This window comes from Vibrio sp. B1ASS3 (genome assembly GCF_905175355.1).
In the GTDB taxonomy this organism is placed as follows: Bacteria; Pseudomonadota; Gammaproteobacteria; order Enterobacterales; family Vibrionaceae; genus Vibrio; species Vibrio owensii.
The window spans coordinates 2,036,806-2,052,449 of sequence record NZ_HG992743.1 but is presented as its reverse complement, the minus strand read 5'-3'; the positions used below and the strand labels follow the sequence as shown (position 1 = coordinate 2,052,449).

At 45.9% G+C, this 15,644-nt stretch carries 12 protein-coding genes; 9 read left to right on the top strand and 3 right to left on the bottom strand.

Translation table 11 applies throughout. The annotated features are described in order from the left end of the window. Positions 1 to 228 precede the first annotated feature (228 nt). Positions 229 to 2,115: a methyl-accepting chemotaxis protein gene (locus tag KJB05_RS27370; protein ID WP_208445377.1), complete on the bottom strand. Its 1,887-nt coding sequence runs from the start codon at positions 2,113 to 2,115 to the stop codon at positions 229 to 231. 317 nt (positions 2,116 to 2,432) lie between these two features. On the opposite strand from KJB05_RS27370, the gene KJB05_RS27365 reads away from it, so the two are divergent. Beyond that, positions 2,433 to 5,183 carry a M16 family metallopeptidase gene (locus tag KJB05_RS27365; protein ID WP_208445376.1) on the top strand — a complete coding sequence of 917 codons (2,751 nt, stop codon included), beginning with the start codon at positions 2,433 to 2,435 and terminating at the stop codon, positions 5,181 to 5,183. Between the two features lie 69 nt (positions 5,184 to 5,252). Here the strand turns inward: KJB05_RS27365 and KJB05_RS27360 are convergent, their stop codons facing one another. Then, on the bottom strand, positions 5,253 to 5,579 hold the full coding sequence (locus tag KJB05_RS27360) for a 2Fe-2S iron-sulfur cluster-binding protein (RefSeq protein WP_005434274.1): 327 nt from the start codon (positions 5,577 to 5,579) through the stop codon (positions 5,253 to 5,255). Positions 5,580 to 5,785: 206 nt separating this feature from the next. On the opposite strand from KJB05_RS27360, the gene KJB05_RS27355 reads away from it, so the two are divergent. The 8 genes from KJB05_RS27355 (at position 5,786) to KJB05_RS27320 (ending at position 14,914) form a co-directional block, all read left to right on the top strand. Further along, entirely contained in the window at positions 5,786 to 6,217 is a 432-nt protein-coding gene (locus KJB05_RS27355; RefSeq protein WP_009706585.1) for a Spy/CpxP family protein refolding chaperone, read from the top strand. 543 nt (positions 6,218 to 6,760) lie between these two features. Further along, positions 6,761 to 7,561 carry a tyrosine-type recombinase/integrase gene (locus KJB05_RS27350; protein WP_038894649.1) on the top strand — a complete coding sequence of 267 codons (801 nt, stop codon included), beginning with the start codon at positions 6,761 to 6,763 and terminating at the stop codon, positions 7,559 to 7,561. A 379-nt stretch (positions 7,562 to 7,940) separates the two neighbouring features. Next, positions 7,941 to 8,687, top strand: a complete 747-nt coding sequence (locus KJB05_RS27345; protein ID WP_306301440.1) for a helix-turn-helix transcriptional regulator — start codon at positions 7,941 to 7,943, stop codon at positions 8,685 to 8,687. Between the two features lie 336 nt (positions 8,688 to 9,023). After that, positions 9,024 to 9,557 (top strand): fimbrial protein, encoded by a 534-nt coding sequence (locus tag KJB05_RS27340; protein ID WP_009706582.1) that lies wholly within the window; start codon positions 9,024 to 9,026, stop codon positions 9,555 to 9,557. Positions 9,558 to 9,626: 69 nt separating this feature from the next. Further along, the gene (locus KJB05_RS27335) at positions 9,627 to 12,092 is read left to right on the top strand and encodes a fimbria/pilus outer membrane usher protein (RefSeq protein WP_208445375.1); all 2,466 of its coding nucleotides are present in this window, start codon (positions 9,627 to 9,629) and stop codon (positions 12,090 to 12,092) included. Positions 12,093 to 12,109: 17 nt separating this feature from the next. After that, on the top strand, positions 12,110 to 12,868 hold the full coding sequence (locus KJB05_RS27330) for a molecular chaperone (RefSeq protein ID WP_039974007.1): 759 nt from the start codon (positions 12,110 to 12,112) through the stop codon (positions 12,866 to 12,868). Beyond that, on the top strand, positions 12,868 to 13,908 hold the full coding sequence (locus KJB05_RS27325) for an adhesin (protein WP_208445374.1): 1,041 nt from the start codon (positions 12,868 to 12,870) through the stop codon (positions 13,906 to 13,908). Before KJB05_RS27330 ends, KJB05_RS27325 begins: the two co-directional genes overlap by 1 nt. 10 nt (positions 13,909 to 13,918) lie before the next feature. Further along, complete coding sequence (locus KJB05_RS27320; protein WP_208445373.1) at positions 13,919 to 14,914, top strand: OmpA family protein; 996 nt, start codon at positions 13,919 to 13,921, stop codon at positions 14,912 to 14,914. Between the two features lie 116 nt (positions 14,915 to 15,030). Here the strand turns inward: KJB05_RS27320 and KJB05_RS27315 are convergent, their stop codons facing one another. Then, a complete protein-coding gene (locus KJB05_RS27315) occupies positions 15,031 to 15,417 on the bottom strand; it encodes a DUF2541 family protein (RefSeq protein ID WP_005434277.1) in 387 nt (128 codons plus the stop codon). Positions 15,418 to 15,644: the final 227 nt, after the last annotated feature.

The following is a 15,644-nucleotide window of genomic DNA, read 5'->3' as shown; positions in this document are numbered from 1 at the left end:
CACCCCTTCAAAAGTTTCTGAATAAGGTTGAAAAGCCGTTTCCCTAAAAGTTTTGCCTATCTTGTTCTCTGAGGAACTTACTGATGTTGATAGGCGATAATGTTGATTGTGTTGCTTTTATGTACGGTTATTCGGGGCTTTCGGGTCAAATTAAGCCGAATTTACAGGCGGGAAAAACAACAAACCCCGCAACATGACGGGGTTTGAAATTAATGGTTGAAGTGGGTATTACGCCAGTTTGAAGGTTGCCACTTTCGAGTTGAGATCTTCTGCTTGAGACTTCAACTCAGATGACTGATTCATCGACTCTTCTGCACCGATAACCAAGTGGTCCGTCACGTCTTTGATTGAAGTAACGTTTTGGGTGATTTCATTGGTCACGTGGGTTTGCTCTTCCGCGGCGGTGGCGATTTGGGTCGCCATATCGCTGATCATCGCCACTGCCGAGTTGATTTCATCCAGCGCTTGAGAAGCACGGTCAGCATCTTCTACCGAGCCTACTGCCAGTTCAGAGCTGCGTTCCATCAAAGTAACAGCACGCTGAGTTGTGCGCTGCAGCGTTTCGATGGTGGATTTGATCTCTTCTGTTGATGTATGAGTGCGTTGCGATAGAACACGAACTTCATCCGCAACCACAGCAAACCCACGGCCTTGTTCGCCTGCGCGCGCGGCTTCGATCGCGGCGTTCAAGGCAAGTAGGTTAGTCTGCTCTGCAATGTCACGAATGGTCGACAGCACGGTATTGATGTCTTGAGCGTGCTGGTTTAGTTCACTGATCACGCCGCTGGCTTGGTTCACTTCCGAAGACAGGTTGTTGATCGAGTCTTTGGTGTTCACGACCAACGAATGACCATTTTGCGTGCTCACGGAAGAGTCCTGTGCCACTTTAGCCGTTTGCTCAGCGTGAGAAGCGATCTCTTGCGTCGCAGAGGCCATTTCCGTTACTGCCGTTGCCACAAGCGTGATTTCTTGTTGCTGGTGGTTTAGCTCGTCAACGGATTGGTTTGCACGTTTGGTGCTCAGCTCTGACTGATGATTCAAGTCTTCCGCTTGGTGACGAATGTGGCCGATAAGTTGCTGAAGGCTAGCAACAAACTGGTTGAAGTTCTCTGCCAATTCACCCACTTCATCACGGTTCTCGACTTTGATGCGCTGAGTCAAGTCACCGCTACCATTAGCGATTTGCGATAGAGCATTAGAAACGTTGTAAAGCGGACGGAATAGGATGTTACACAGCAGGTTAAACAAGGCCACACAGATGATCACTACGATCGTTGTCGCGATGATTTGGCCCCAAACTGCGTCGTAAAGTGGGGCAACCAAAGAGTCATTATCCAGAACCGTGACCGTTGTTAGTTTAGTGCCGTCGATGGCTTTCGCGTAAACCACGAAGTCTTTGCCGTTGATGGACACGGTACGATCTTGACCAGAACTTGCTGCCGCTGTGATATCGCTGTTGTTCAGCCCTAATTTACTGACAGGTTGGTTAAGCAGCTTGCTGTCATTGTGGGTGAAGATATTGCCTTGGTCGTTGGCGATAAACATATAACCTTCGCCGGGCAGAATCACTTGGTTCAGGCTATTTAGGATGTCACCGATTTCCACGTCTGCACCTAGCACGCTGGTTTGACCGTGAAGCTGCAATGCTTTACCCAAAGACACCACGTTCGCGCCAGTTGCTGCGGCGACAGTAGGGTTGTCCATAAAGACTTTCGAAGGGTTTGCGATTGCGTTGGTGTACCAACCCCATTGACGAGGGTCGTCGTTACCTGGTGGAAGGACAACACCGTTCGCGTTGTCTTGAGAACCATCTGGATAAGCAAGGAAGACGTTATCAAACGCGGCAGAATCACGAACTTGTTTTAGGTGGGTCACAATGGCGGATTTCTCAGTATCTTGTGACAGTGATGTGAGTGCGCGCTCTTTCGATAGCAGCCAATCGCTCACATATTGATTGTAAGATGCGCTGGTACTTTCTAGACGTTGGGCGACCTCAACATCAAGTCGCTCTAAAGCATCACGGAAAGACAGCCCCTCCACCAACACTCCCCCGAGGATGATGGCAGCACTGGCAGAAATCGCCAGCTTGTTCTTCAAAGATAAATTCTTAAGCATAAAGGTATCGTTGGCTCTTATATTTATAAAAATGGGTGTTTCGCGCGAACATTATATTTTAGTGGTCAAAATAAATTCCGATCTATGTCGCGTATTTGAGTCGCATTAACTTCAGTGCGCAAATATTAAACAATGTGGTTTGCCTTTTTGCGCTAACTTGATTAGTAGCGAAGTGTTATCTAAGACGTTGTAAAACCTTCTCATTTTATAAAATGTGAGCTAGGTCTTACTATTCAGGCGTAGTTTTCATATTAAATATCAAGCATATGGCGTGCTCGATATATTGCCTCAATTGATTATTATTAGGGACGATAGTTATGCGTAGCACGTTGTTACTCACCGCATTGTTGCTGTCAGGGTGTGCTCTGACTCCCCAATCGACACCGCTTCAAACCGATCCGAATTGGTACGTTGATCAACTGCCTAATGGGATGAAATACCACATTTATCCAACCCAAGATGAAGAAGTTTCAGTACGTTTGCTGATGAACGTTGGCTCCTTCCAAGAAGACGCGACTCAAAAAGGCTACGCGCACTTTATTGAGCACATGGCGTTCAACGGCAGCACTCACTTTTCTGGCAATGATGTTGTAAAGCTGTTTGAAGCATCAGGCGGCAGCTTTGGTGCAGATATTAATGCCACGACGACCTATCAACAGACGACCTATAAGCTTGATCTTGCTAATCCGAGTAAACTGGATGATGCGTTAACGTGGATGCGTGATATCAGTGACGGCATCGAGTTCGACCCAACGCAGGTAGAAAAAGAGAAAGGGGTGATTTTAGGGGAATGGCGTCGCGCGCGGCCTGATGATAAATCGCTATCTTTTAACGCGTACCAAGCTTCTATTGAAGGCACGCCTTATGCAGAACACGATCCGATTGGCACGCGCAGCTCAATAGAAAACACGACATCGCCAGCGCTAAAAGCGTTCTATGACAAGTGGTATCAGCCGCAGTACGCTGAGCTAATTGTCACAGGTAATGTTGATGTCGAATCCATCTCAAAGATCATTGAGAACAAATTTTCTAATTGGGAAAGCGTTTCTAATGCGGCAGTAGAGAAGCGTCGTGATATTCGAGTGAATAACGCTAATCGCATTTTACCAAGCAGTAAGATGGAATCACCGAGCCTGCATTTGGTCATCGATCGGGATTCTGTTACTCGACAAACCATGCAGCAACAACACAAAGCTTGGCAAGATGAGTTGAGTGCTCAGTTGATCCAACAACGCTTACTCACAGTGTTGAATGATGCGGCCGAATCGTTCCAATACGCTTATGCGCAACCTTATTCTTCCAACTATCATCGCATGATGTCGGCAGGGGTGTCTTTTGCCCCTGAACGCCGTGACAATATCCAACAAATCTTCTTGAATACACTGACCTCGCTGCGTGATTACGGTGTGACTCAAGAGGAACTGGATGGCGTGATGTCGGGTTGGTATGGCGAACTGTCTAACCTAGACGCTGATTGGGCGAAGCGAAAGCCCGCTGGTTATGCAGAAGCGCGAGTCTATCAATTGGAGCGAGATTCAGTATCGCAATCCAAACAAGGGTATGAGCAAAGCTTAGCCACCTTTGTCGCTGCCAATGACCTTAACCACGCGAACGATGAGCTAGAAGCCCTGTTATCGGAACCGGCGAATTTTGTGGTGGGGTTAGGTAGAACGGAAAACAAAGAACAGTTCGCAGGTGAGTTTGCGTTGTTAAGCGCAGCTTACGCACAAGCCGGTGAAAAGCCGCTTGAGATGTACGCGAAAACCGATGGTTTTATTCAGCCAACTAAAGAAGGTGACATCACCGCCGTTCGAGAAGAGAAAGGCGGTTTCCAAGTTTATTCACTCTCAAATGGCATCGAAGTTTGGTTCCAGAAAGATGAGAAAGCGGCGAACCGAGCCTACATTTACTTAGCTAGCCAAGGTGGTAAGGCTGCGCTTGATAAATCACTCTATCCTGCGTTTGAAGTGGCGACCATGGCAGCGGCACGCAGTGGGTTGGGGGGGTTCTCAGGCTCTGAACTCGACAGCTACTTACGCAAAAACGACATTTCACTCTTCCCGATCCTTGGGCCAACGAATCACGGTATTGAGGTCATCACACCCAAAGCACATTTAGCCAGTGCCATGAATGGTTTGTATAACGTGGCGACGGAAATCAAAGTCGATGAGCGTCAACTCGAAGCGGTAAAACGTGAATACGTCCAACAGCGACGCGCTTTCTTTGAATCACCAATGGGCCAGTGGATTAAGGCCGCAAATGAAAACGCATATTTGCCGAACAGTCGCCATCGCCTTTTGTCCATCAATGGCGCAGAGAACGTCACACCGGAGCAAGTGTTTGCGATGCACGAAGCCTTGTTCAAGCATAACTACGGTTACAAAATGATCATCGTAGCCGATGTCGAGCCTGAGCAGATCACACCGCTGCTACGTAAGTATGTGGCATCGATTGATCTAAAAGCGGCCTCGCCCGTGGATTACCATATTGAGTTTGATCCCAATGCGAAAAGTCGTTTGGTCATGGCCGCAGGTAACGAGCCATCTTCGCTGTATTTGCTGCGTTTAACCAATGAGCGTGAGTCACCGAGAATGGCGCGTGACACGGTGGTTGAAGACATGCTGCAACGCATCGCTGCTGCGCGTGTTACCGCACAATTACGTGAAGAAGCAAGCTTGGACTACAGCCCTGGCATCTACCCAATTACACAAGATAGAGAACAGGTTTCTGATTGGTTCTTTGAATCACAAATCGCTCCAAAAGACGTCGACAAGATGGACGCTCAGCTGGATAAAATCTTTGATGGTCTAGCGAAAAACATCACGCAAAAAGAAGTCGATACGGCCGCTAAACAACTTGCTGTGTCTATGAAAGATATGGATGACAATCCGGGACAGCGCAGTTGGTCATACACTCGCTACTTAGTGCATGATTACGGGCTTGATGTCTTGCTGGACGTTGATAAAGCAGCGCAAAGCGTTACGTTAGAAGAGGTGAGGGCGAAAGCGAAACAAGCCTTTGGTAGCAGAGCCAAACGCACCACCATCATATTAAATCCGCAACAATAATCATCAAAAAGGGCGACATTCGTGTCGCCCTTTTGTTTTTGCGCGGTAAGGTAAACTCGGTTATCTGTTTTAACCGCACTGGCAAGGTGTGGTTTCGCCTGTCTTTATTTGTTGCTTATACGCTTTAACGGCTTCTTTTCTTGCCGCATCAAGATCAGGGCGACGCACCACGACTTTCATCCCCGACTTAGGTTTTACCTTGCAAGCGTAACGAGGCTCACCGTCCACTTCCACTTTGCATACATGACAGCAACCGTGTTTACGTTTGTTCTTCAAACAAGGTGCGGCGATATTCACTTTGACCTTGCGTGCCACCTCAACCAGATTTTGGTCGTCAGGTGAAAGGGTGATTTGGTGATGATCAATCTCGATGATTGCAGGTTTAAAGGTAAACATAGGCTCTTAAATTACGGTTAAACAATGACTAAGACGACGGACAAAAGAAAAAGACGAAGGAAATTGGAAATTATTTGTCGTTTTTGTCATATCAGTCTTTGCTTATTTTTGTGACGGAAAGTCTCATATTTGTCCGGTACAGGAAACCATGTGGTATCGATTGAGTCTCACCTAACTCCAAACTGAAGTTAATGAAGGTTCCCCCAATGAAACGCTACCTATTGTCGACGATTCTACTACTAAGCAGCGCAAATGTATTTGCAGAAGCAGCACCAACTCAACCTGCAGCGCCAAAACCATTCGGTTTAGAGAGCATTACGGCTGATCAACAAGCGAAGATTGAAGAAATTCAAATCAATTTAAGCAGCAAACTAGCGGGTCAGCAGGATCCTAAAGCAGTACAAGAAAGCGCGAAGCAGTTCGAGAAGCTAGTGAAAGCGTCTTCTTTTGATGAAGCAAAAGCTAAGCAACTTATCCAACAAGCGCATGCAAAACAGCTAGATACGCAGCTGGCTCAACTGAAAGCACAGCACGATATCTACAATGTTCTAACCGCAGAGCAAAAGTCGACGCTAGAGAAGCGTCAACAAGAGCAGCTTAAAAAGTTAGAAGCGATGAAGCAGCAACAAGCGCAGTAATCGAAACCACTTTTTACTCCCTATAGAATGTTCAAGGCTCCCAATTGGGAGCCTTTTTTGTTTGGTTTGCATTGGTTTGCATTGGTTTGCGCATAAAGGTTTGGCTTTCCATTGCCGAATACTTACTCAACGACACTTCGAGAGCGTGTGTGATGTCGGTTCAATAAAACTGTCATGAGAAGTAGATCACAAAAAATGCGCTACAAAACAATTTCACACCGTTCATATCACCAAATAAACCGCCATCTTTCTGAGTAAAAAATCAATATAGTTATGAATCCAGATAAATTATCGAATTAATACATGAATTTACTTATCAAATCGTCACTGTGAGGGGCTTGAATCAAATTGATATAGTGAAAGCGACTGATAAATCACTTGATTGGAATTATTCAATTAATACATCAATTAAATTAATGGTATAGAAACAAATATAACCATGGCAATTGAGATTAATAACAGTAAGTAATATTAACTCAAATGCTTATTACTGCTTGAGCTATATTTAATATTAATAATTATAACGTAATGGAAGGTATGTTCATGAGTACCGTGCAGGCAATTAGCGACAAGCGTATTTTAAAGAAAGCAGAAAAATACCTGAAGCGACACCACGATGAAGTCTATTGGCTAATTTGGCGAATAGGCATTGAAACGGGATTACGAATTACCGACATCACCAAACTGGGCTACGACAACATTAATTTCGAATCGGGTGAAGTGGTGGTGATTGAGAGTAAAGGAACGCTGGCGCGACAAGCAAGAGCGCGACATAAAGTATTAAAAAGCATCAAAAATGAATTGCTCAACTACTACAAACGAGATCATACCAAGTTGCTCTCAGTGTACGTGTGTGATTACCGAAACGTAGCGGGGTTAGTGCCTCGTAGTTGGAAGAACAGCGTCCAAGCACGTTTGGAAGAAGCAACGAAAAACGCGCCGGTGAAAAAGCGCATCGCTTATCTTAGCCCGCGTACTTTAACCGCACTGAAGAAACGCCGAAGAATGTGGCAAGACAAGGATAACGGTCTGATTTTTTCTCGTTCTACCCTAGCCAGTAATCGAGCTAAAAGACAGCGAGGCGTTATTTCGCGTCAGGCTTGTTGGAGTGTCTTCTCGTGCTTATCTCGATGTATTGATGAGTTGCGTCAGTACAAAATCGGCTGTCACAGCCTGAGGAAAATATTCGCACGTCACCTTTATCACTCAAGCGATATGGACATTGGCCTAGTAGCGACCATTATCGGCCATCAGTCTGTTTCGACAACGCTAAGGTATATCGGTATTTCAGATGAAGATACTAAGCGGGCGCAATTGCGGCTGTTTGACTATTTCTTCGCGTAGCGAATAACACAACGACCTTCTCGTTTATAGGTTGAGGAAGCCAACGCGACCTCAGGCATCCCAGTATCTCAAGCCCCAAACTCTCGCAATGAGAGGCAACTTTTGACGTCTGTTAGTAGGTCGATTGCACGCTTTTGCCCTCACTCCTGTAGGAATGGTACTACGTGCTACACACCTTTTTCTGAAATTGGGCAATTGTTCTTTACCATTGAATCAAAATGCCGATTTTAAGCGTTTCCCTTTATTTTTCAGGAATATAACCTCGCTCAATTCGGGGCATATTCTACCCTTGTTCAAATTCAAACCGACAGAGCATGCCCATATTGCTTAACTTTGTTATGCCTATTTAACTGTTTGATTCATAAGTCAATTAAGGCATGTGGAGGTAAAGGTGGAGTCGAACTTTTCTCAACACCTTCGAAAGGCACGAAAGAGAAGAGGTTGGTCGCAAAGAGAGCTGGTGGATCGCTTACGCCATTTCCCTTTCTCTTTGTTTGTTGGGCTCGATGTTAATGCGCTCTCTCGGTGGGAAAGTGAGAAAGTCCAACCCACAGCAGAGCGGATGGTTCAGATTCTCAGAGTACTTGAAAACAGTGTAGATGAACTCAAGACATGCTGCTTTCCGACCAAGCCTCAATTGATCAAAAGGTTCGAGCGTTATCGTCATGGCAACTTTGGCCTTGTCCCGCTCCCTGAAGGAAAGGGGAAGTGGCGACGTTTGAACGAAAAGGGCAGTGGTCGTCAGTTTTTAAGACAGCTTTGTTCACTGACAGAGTATGAACGCTTTCTCAATGGCAAAGAGTCGACGGAGCAATGGTCCGTTGGTGGGAGTGCCTTAGCTTCCTTGACTTACCGAGTCGAAGGTGACGCGTTCATTCTCATGCATACCGAGAGTCTCAGTTATTCGGCTTTGCTGTCTAGCATTGAGCGATTGATTGAGTTGTTGTACGCCAGTCGGGCAAGGCTTTTCTTAATGGTTGCGCCAGAAAAGAAAACCGTTAAGCAAGTACGAGTGTTCCAACTTGAAGAAGTCGGAGCGAGTACCGGTGTTTATTCCGCGGGGGCCGATTATGTATTGGGTGAGCTGCTTACGATTCGTTCGTGGAGCCACTCAAATCGCGCGTAATGTTCACGGATCGTACACCCAATAATAACTTTATAGTTCGGGTCAACGTTTAATTGGATAAATCTTATTAGGAACAGGTAATTAAAAATATAGGCTCATAACAAGAATGCAGCATTTCTTGATGAAAAGGAGCGAATAATTTAGGGAGAATTAATGGTTTAGAACTTAATAAAATTCACGCTAACCAAAAATCATAACGTTTGTTAAACGCTACAAACACATCGAGTTGGAAATAAAACTATTCCATCCACACATTTATTAAAAACTAAATTGCAACGATAAGAAGTCATCACTTCTTGTCTGCATTTATTCGCTAAAAATACACGGGATTTAAAAATGAAAGCTAAATTCATTCGCTCATCAATCGCAGCTACTTTTCTTTTTGGACTGATGTCTGCAACGCCTGCTTTGGCAGAAAACACGACCAACGTTTACTTCAAAGGTGAAATCGTAGAATCAGCATGTGGTCTATCACCAGACAGCATCGATCAGACAATCCAACTTGGTCAACAGCCAACGCACATCTTTAAAGCAAAAGGTGACCGCTCTACACCAGTGCCTTTCCAAGTGAAGTTGACGGATTGTGATACGACTGTGGCAACAAAAGCGGAATTCACATTCGATTCTAACCCAGATACCACTGGCGACCTATTCAGCGTTGAAGGCGGTGCAACGGGCGTTGGCGTACGTATCCTTCACGATGGTAACCCAATCGACAACGGTGACGTAGCGGCAAGCAACGTAATCGTAGACGGCACAAACATCGCGTCTTTCTCTGCAGCGTATGAAGCAAACGTAGACGTAACAGCAACACCTGTTACAGCGGGTGTTGCAGAATCTTGGGCGCTACTACGCGTAACGTACCCATAAGCAGTTGCCGAGAGAGCTTTGGCTGTTTAGCCAAAGCTCTCGTTCTAATAAAAAACACTGGTTGATAAAATGCGTCGTCATTTACTCGGTTTAATAATTGTACTTTCCTTTCCTTCTTTTTCTTACGCGACCAGCTTCAATGATTATTTTATAAGAAGTAAAAATAGTGTCGATTTAAGCAAATTCTCGAATGCGAACTTTGTGGAAGACGGTAAATATGAGCTAGAGGTTTATATTAATGGGGAGTTCTTAACCAAAGAAAATATTGTATTTAATAACAATAAACCCTGCATTTCTGATGCATTAATGGACAGCCTTCCTCTTAGCGAGCGTGGTTATAAAGTCTACAAAGAAAACGCGATTTCAGTTGATGGTGGTGTGTGTTATCAGTTTGAAGATGTCGGCTATACCAAAGTCACGTCCGATCTCGGTAAAGCACGTTTAGACATCACGACGCCTCAAGAATACATCGCCAATGAGTACAAATATGGTTTTGTACCTGATCGTTTATGGGACGATGGCATCGCCGCGCTCTATCTGGATTACAACGTTAACTACTTTTCTAGCCAACAAGACGATGAGAACGGTTGGAATGACGATCTATCCACCTATGGCATTGTTGGGCTAAATGCCGGAGCGTTTCGCTTTCGAGCAAATTACCAAGCATCTAACAACTACTCGGGTGACTTTACTTCATTGTATGGCTACGCGCCGATCCGCAGCATTAAATCGAAATTGACGTTCGGTAATACCCAGTTTGGCTCGGACGTGTACGACTCGTTCCAAATGACGGGGGTTCGTCTGCAAAGCGATGACCAAATGTTGCCATCGAACTTGCGCGGTTACTCGCCAGTGGTCTCTGGCACGGTCAATACCAATGCGGTGATCACCATTCGCCAGCAAGGCAACGTACTTAAAGTAGTGAATGTGAATGCGGGGCCGTATCTGATTGATGACCTGTCACAAGCATCTCAAGGTACGTTGGATGTTGAGGTCAAACAAGCCGACGGGATGATTCAACGTTACCAAGTGAACGGTGCAGATGTGCTGTACCTAACTCGACCTAATCACGTGCGTTATAGCGTTTCCGCGGGCGTACCGGACAGTGATGCTTATGAGCACACGCCAGAGTTTTTCTCCGCCGAAGCGTCCTATGGTGTCAACAACTACCTGTCGTTGTTCTCTGCAACGCTGCTCTCTGAAGATTACCAATCTTACACTTTCGGTAGTGGTATCAACCTGAATTACTTCGGGGCGGCTTCATTCGATATTTCTTCTGCGCAGGCGAAATTAGGTGACGACACGGATGCCTCTGGTTTGTCTTATGGCTTTACTTACAACAACACGCTGACCGACTTTGGCTTGGGTTTACGTGTCGCAGGCTACCGATTTTCGGAAGAGCAATACTACGAATTTGATGAGTATTTGAAGTCTTATGATGACCGCACTTCTTCCATCGTCTATGCCGCGAACAACAACCGCAAAGATGAAAAGTACATTGCGCTAACCCAGAGTTTCGGCTCGACCAGTGCGTATTTGTCTTATACCTCAAACAACTATTGGGACAATCGCCGCGACAGTTCTCGTTACGACGTCAATATTTCGCATCCGTTGAAGATCAACGGGATCGACCTCTACTTAACGATGAACCTGTACAAGTCGAACGATTCATACATCAGTTACGACTACGAGTCGGGCATTAATGAGTACTCGCCAAGCATTGACGAAAAAGGCTGGTCATTGGGGATCTCTATTCCTATCGGTGGCAGCAACACTGTCTCGGTTCAAACCAACTCACGTAGTGGCGATTACTCCCAAAACCTCGCCTACTCGGGATACAACAACGATGACGGTTCTAACTATCGCGTTGCTTACGATGTTTATGAGGGTGAATCCAACGGCGTAAGTGGCAACTACAATCGCGATTTCTCATTCATGTCGACGTCTGTTGGTGGCAGCTACAAAACCAATTCGTACAGCCAAGTGAACGCCAATGCGATGGGCACAGTGCTGCTTTCAAAACATGGCTTGGCTTACAGCGCACTTAACTCGGGTACGTCGCGCATTCTTATCGACTCGAATGTACCGGACGTCACCATTAACGGTAGTAACAACGAAGAGACCAATGCGTTTGGCTTGGCGCTGATCAATGGCGTGACGCCTTATCAAAAGAGCTACAACACCATCGATTACAAATCACTACCTGATGATGTTGAGGTGCTCGGCAGCGTTAAGAGCATGGTGCTGACCGAAGGTGCGATCGGCTATCAAAAAATTAAGGCCCGCCAAGGCAGCAACTTTATGGCGCGCTTGCAAGGCGAACAAGACATTCCGTTTGGTGCATTGGTGTTTGACGACGAGCTCAATCAAGAGATTGGCATTGTAGGGCAAGACTCAACAGCTTATCTGGTCGGCGTCAATCTCGATTCAAAAATCAGTGTGAGCTGGGGGGATAACCAAAGCTGCCACTTAATCATTGATGACTCAATTCTAAACAGTAAAGAAGTCATCCGTTCCGTTCATTGTGATAATTAATCAGTAGTTGAGAAGTTATGAAAAAATCAATTCTAGCCGTCATGTGTTGTTTGATGGTCTCGGCATCAGCGAATGCGGCATTGGCTTTAGACCGAACTCGTGTGGTTTATGAAGGTAATTCAAAGGTAGAGACCGTCAAAATAAAGAACCCCGCTGACATTCCATTCTTGGCGCAATCTTGGTTGACGGACATGGATGGAAAGGATGTAGAAGACAAATTCATCGTTGTTCCACCCGTGTTGAGAATCGAGAGTAAAGATTACGCCATGTTGCGCATCAAATCTTTGCCAACCGCTTCCCAGCTTCCGCAAGACAGGGAAACGGCTTACTTCTTACATGTTCGCGAAGTGCCGCCTTCGGAGCATGACAAGCACGATGATGCTGTCGCAGAAACCGCCAGTGGTTCTATCCAAATCGCAATTGAATCGGTGATCAAATTTTTCTATCGACCTTCCAGTCTGGACAAGATTAAGCGCGTCGATAAAGCGGTGGCGAGCGCGACCAAAATTAAGCGCACGGGCAGCAATAAGATCTTGGTAGAAAACGGTTCGCCATTTTACGTGACTTACTCTGAGTTGATGGTGGGGAGAGCGAAGAAAGACGCGACGGGTTTCACCCCTGTGATGCTGGCGCCGTTTACCAGCAGAACCTTGAAAGTAGAAAAAAGCGACCGATACACGTTAAGCCACATCAATGATTATGGTGCTACGGTGAGCAACACCTATTTCTGCAATTCAAAAAACATTTGCACGGCCAAAGACGAAAGTGAGGGGTAATGATGAGAGCGTTATTTCTAGCACTTTGTTTGCTCGTTACGGGGCTTTCAGTTGCTCCCAATGCGTGGGCGTTAGCCTGCTACAGCACAGAAGCCGGTGGTAGTTTTGGTGGTAGTGGTCCTGGCGGTGTAAGCAGTTTCTACATTGATCCTTCTGCATCGGTACCCATAGATGCCCCTGATGGGCAAGTGGTATGGCGTGGCCCGTCCCAGACGGTGAATGTTACTTGTTATAAAGATGCGACGAATTACCCTGATCTGAAGGACTTCTCTGAACAAGTGTTCTTCTGGCCTGGCAAAACGGGCGATACCGTGGTGCCTAGCATTCCGGGCATTAAGGTAGGCTTTCGTTATAACGGCCAAGATATTTACGGTGAGAAAAGGGCTGTCGAAGGCTTTGTTGTGCCGAGTTGCAGTAAGGCTGAGGATAACAACGTTTGTGAATCGCGAACTAGAACAACCAAAACCATCACGTACCAACCCATTATTGTTACAGGGCCGGGGGATTTCACCGGCTATAGCGCCCCAGTCAACATCTTTCAGGTAGATGGGAAGTTGGGCTATAACGGATTGTACGCGAACTATCGCAGTGTGATTCAGAACATGGACATTCTTAAGCCTTCTAAATGTTTGGTTGAGCTAGAGATCAAGAACAACAACATCGACTACGGGCGCATTGGTGTGGACGATATTGTGCAAACCGAGCCTCGCCCTCTCACTATTATCGTTCGCAACTTAAAGTACGGAGCCGATTGCCCATCCGTTAAGCTGCGTGGCTACTTTGATAACGTGCGTGATCTGACCAACCGATCTTATGTGCCTGTCTTTGACGAAAGCGGCAAAGAAATCAAATCCTACGGCATCAAGCTTTACACCCCAAGTGGTGAAGAGGTGCAACTTAATGAGCCTGTCGGTGATGGCTACGAAGTAGAGCAAGTCGGGTATGATCGTTATCTTGCCAAACTGGTGCCTTTTGACCCTGACAATATCAAGAAAGGGAAATTTGAAGGAATGGTGGTGTACACCGTTTCTTACTTATAGGGGAAGGCTTGTGAATTACAAACAAATGATTTTGTTCGCGATTTCTGTTTTTGCACTCTCCCCAGTTTTGGCACAAGAGGCTCAGCAAGTCGACGAACCCGAGAAAGGCGTTATCGATACTTTGGTATCCAATGGGTTGTATTTTCAAGTGGGAGGGGGACTCGCTCAGTTTAAAGACGATCCTTACAAGCACGATAACGACATCACCAGTTTGAAGTACAGCTTAGGTATCTCGACGCAGCCTTTTGATTATGAGTTAGGCTATCGCAGCTTATCGGACGGCAATGGTTTTGACATGAAAGGTTTGGACATTCTCGCCAAACACAAATGGTCACTGTGGCGCGATGGTGGTTTGTTTGCTGGTGTGGGTGGGTACATCTACAACGCCGACATGGACAAGCCACAGTTGGATTCACCGACAGAAACTAGCGGCGTGGCACCGTATCTGTCGTTGGGTGGCTACTATGCCTTAAGTGAGTACATCGACGTCTCGTTGCAATTTGACAATCTGTTTAATGTCAGTGTGCTCGATCAGTACTACGACAAAAAAGACACCAAACAGTTGCGTCAGGTTAACTTGTCTTTGGTGCTTCATCCGTGGTCGAGCAGCAGTTACGATCCGCAACCTATTGAGTACATAGAAGATGCGCCAGAAGAGCAAACCGTGATTCTAGCGGAGAACAGTCCGGTTTATAGCTACGATGATGCAGCACTCAACCCACAGATGGAAGCTCAATTGATGCAATTGGCCAGTCGAATTACTGAGTTGGAAAGCTATGAAGTGGTGGTAACAGGAGGGGCCGATAGTAAGCCAGCTTATCTGGAATACAACAATCACTTAGCGAGAGAGCGAGCAAAAGTCGTGGCGGATTTCTTGATTTTGCATGGCGTGAAAGCGGACAACATTCGTCTTGAGACGTCAGTCATTGAACAAGAGCATCGCGAGCAAGCCGCGCGTAAAGTGGAAATTACGGTCAATGGAACCGAATTGGTTTCGCCAGAATAAGAGCTTTCTTCGTTTATGACTGAAAATAAAAATCCCTCGCCAATCGACGAGGGATTTTTGTATTCATAGAGAGGAGGTTAATTCTCATCCCTTTTGAATGTCGAGATCAGTAACGATTAATCGTTCTTCTCTTTACCGTAAACGCGTACGCCCGCTTTAGAGCCTTCTGAGTTACCGTATACTTCGATGTTTTTCACACAGCGACGGTAACCGAAGTAACGCCAATCGGTCATCTTGTCTTTCTTTAAATCACGGTGGAAGCGAATGGTTTTCTCGTCACCGTTTTGGAATCGCACAACGACCTTTCTTAGTTCTAGGTCTTTCTCTGCTTTCACTTTGATCGCGTTGGTGTTGCGGCAAATCACCATTGGGATTTTTGCAGCTAGGTTACCGTGCTCAAGCAAGATAGTACGACCTAAAGTGAATTTATCGTCTGCGTGTGCAGGAGCGATAAGTGTTGTTGCAGCCAATGCTGCCGTGATAATAGCGGTATAAATTCTCATTTAAAAAATCACCAAAACACAGGAGCGCGAATCATAGTCGAGAGGAATGAAAAACAACTAGCAATATTTTCTGATGTGGATGAAGTTTCACAATTCGCTGACTTTAGGCGAAGAAAGCATCAGTTGTATTAGGGAAGGGGCTGAGACTGGTATTTAGCGGTTTTCATCGCCCGCAGATAGCCCAATAAGGTTTACGTAAATCGATTTACGTAATTTCTGAGCTGACA

Coding starts and splice junctions, on each gene's coding strand:
- KJB05_RS27370 (WP_208445377.1), bottom strand. CDS start 2,115: ATGCTTAAGAATTTATCTTTGAAGAACAAGCTGGCGATTTCTGCCAGT.
- KJB05_RS27365 (WP_208445376.1), top strand. CDS start 2,433: ATGCGTAGCACGTTGTTACTCACCGCATTGTTGCTGTCAGGGTGTGCT.
- KJB05_RS27360 (WP_005434274.1), bottom strand. CDS start 5,579: ATGTTTACCTTTAAACCTGCAATCATCGAGATTGATCATCACCAAATC.
- KJB05_RS27355 (WP_009706585.1), top strand. CDS start 5,786: ATGAAACGCTACCTATTGTCGACGATTCTACTACTAAGCAGCGCAAAT.
- KJB05_RS27350 (WP_038894649.1), top strand. CDS start 6,761: ATGAGTACCGTGCAGGCAATTAGCGACAAGCGTATTTTAAAGAAAGCA.
- KJB05_RS27340 (WP_009706582.1), top strand. CDS start 9,024: ATGAAAGCTAAATTCATTCGCTCATCAATCGCAGCTACTTTTCTTTTT.
- KJB05_RS27335 (WP_208445375.1), top strand. CDS start 9,627: ATGCGTCGTCATTTACTCGGTTTAATAATTGTACTTTCCTTTCCTTCT.
- KJB05_RS27330 (WP_039974007.1), top strand. CDS start 12,110: ATGAAAAAATCAATTCTAGCCGTCATGTGTTGTTTGATGGTCTCGGCA.
- KJB05_RS27325 (WP_208445374.1), top strand. CDS start 12,868: ATGATGAGAGCGTTATTTCTAGCACTTTGTTTGCTCGTTACGGGGCTT.
- KJB05_RS27315 (WP_005434277.1), bottom strand. CDS start 15,417: ATGAGAATTTATACCGCTATTATCACGGCAGCATTGGCTGCAACAACA.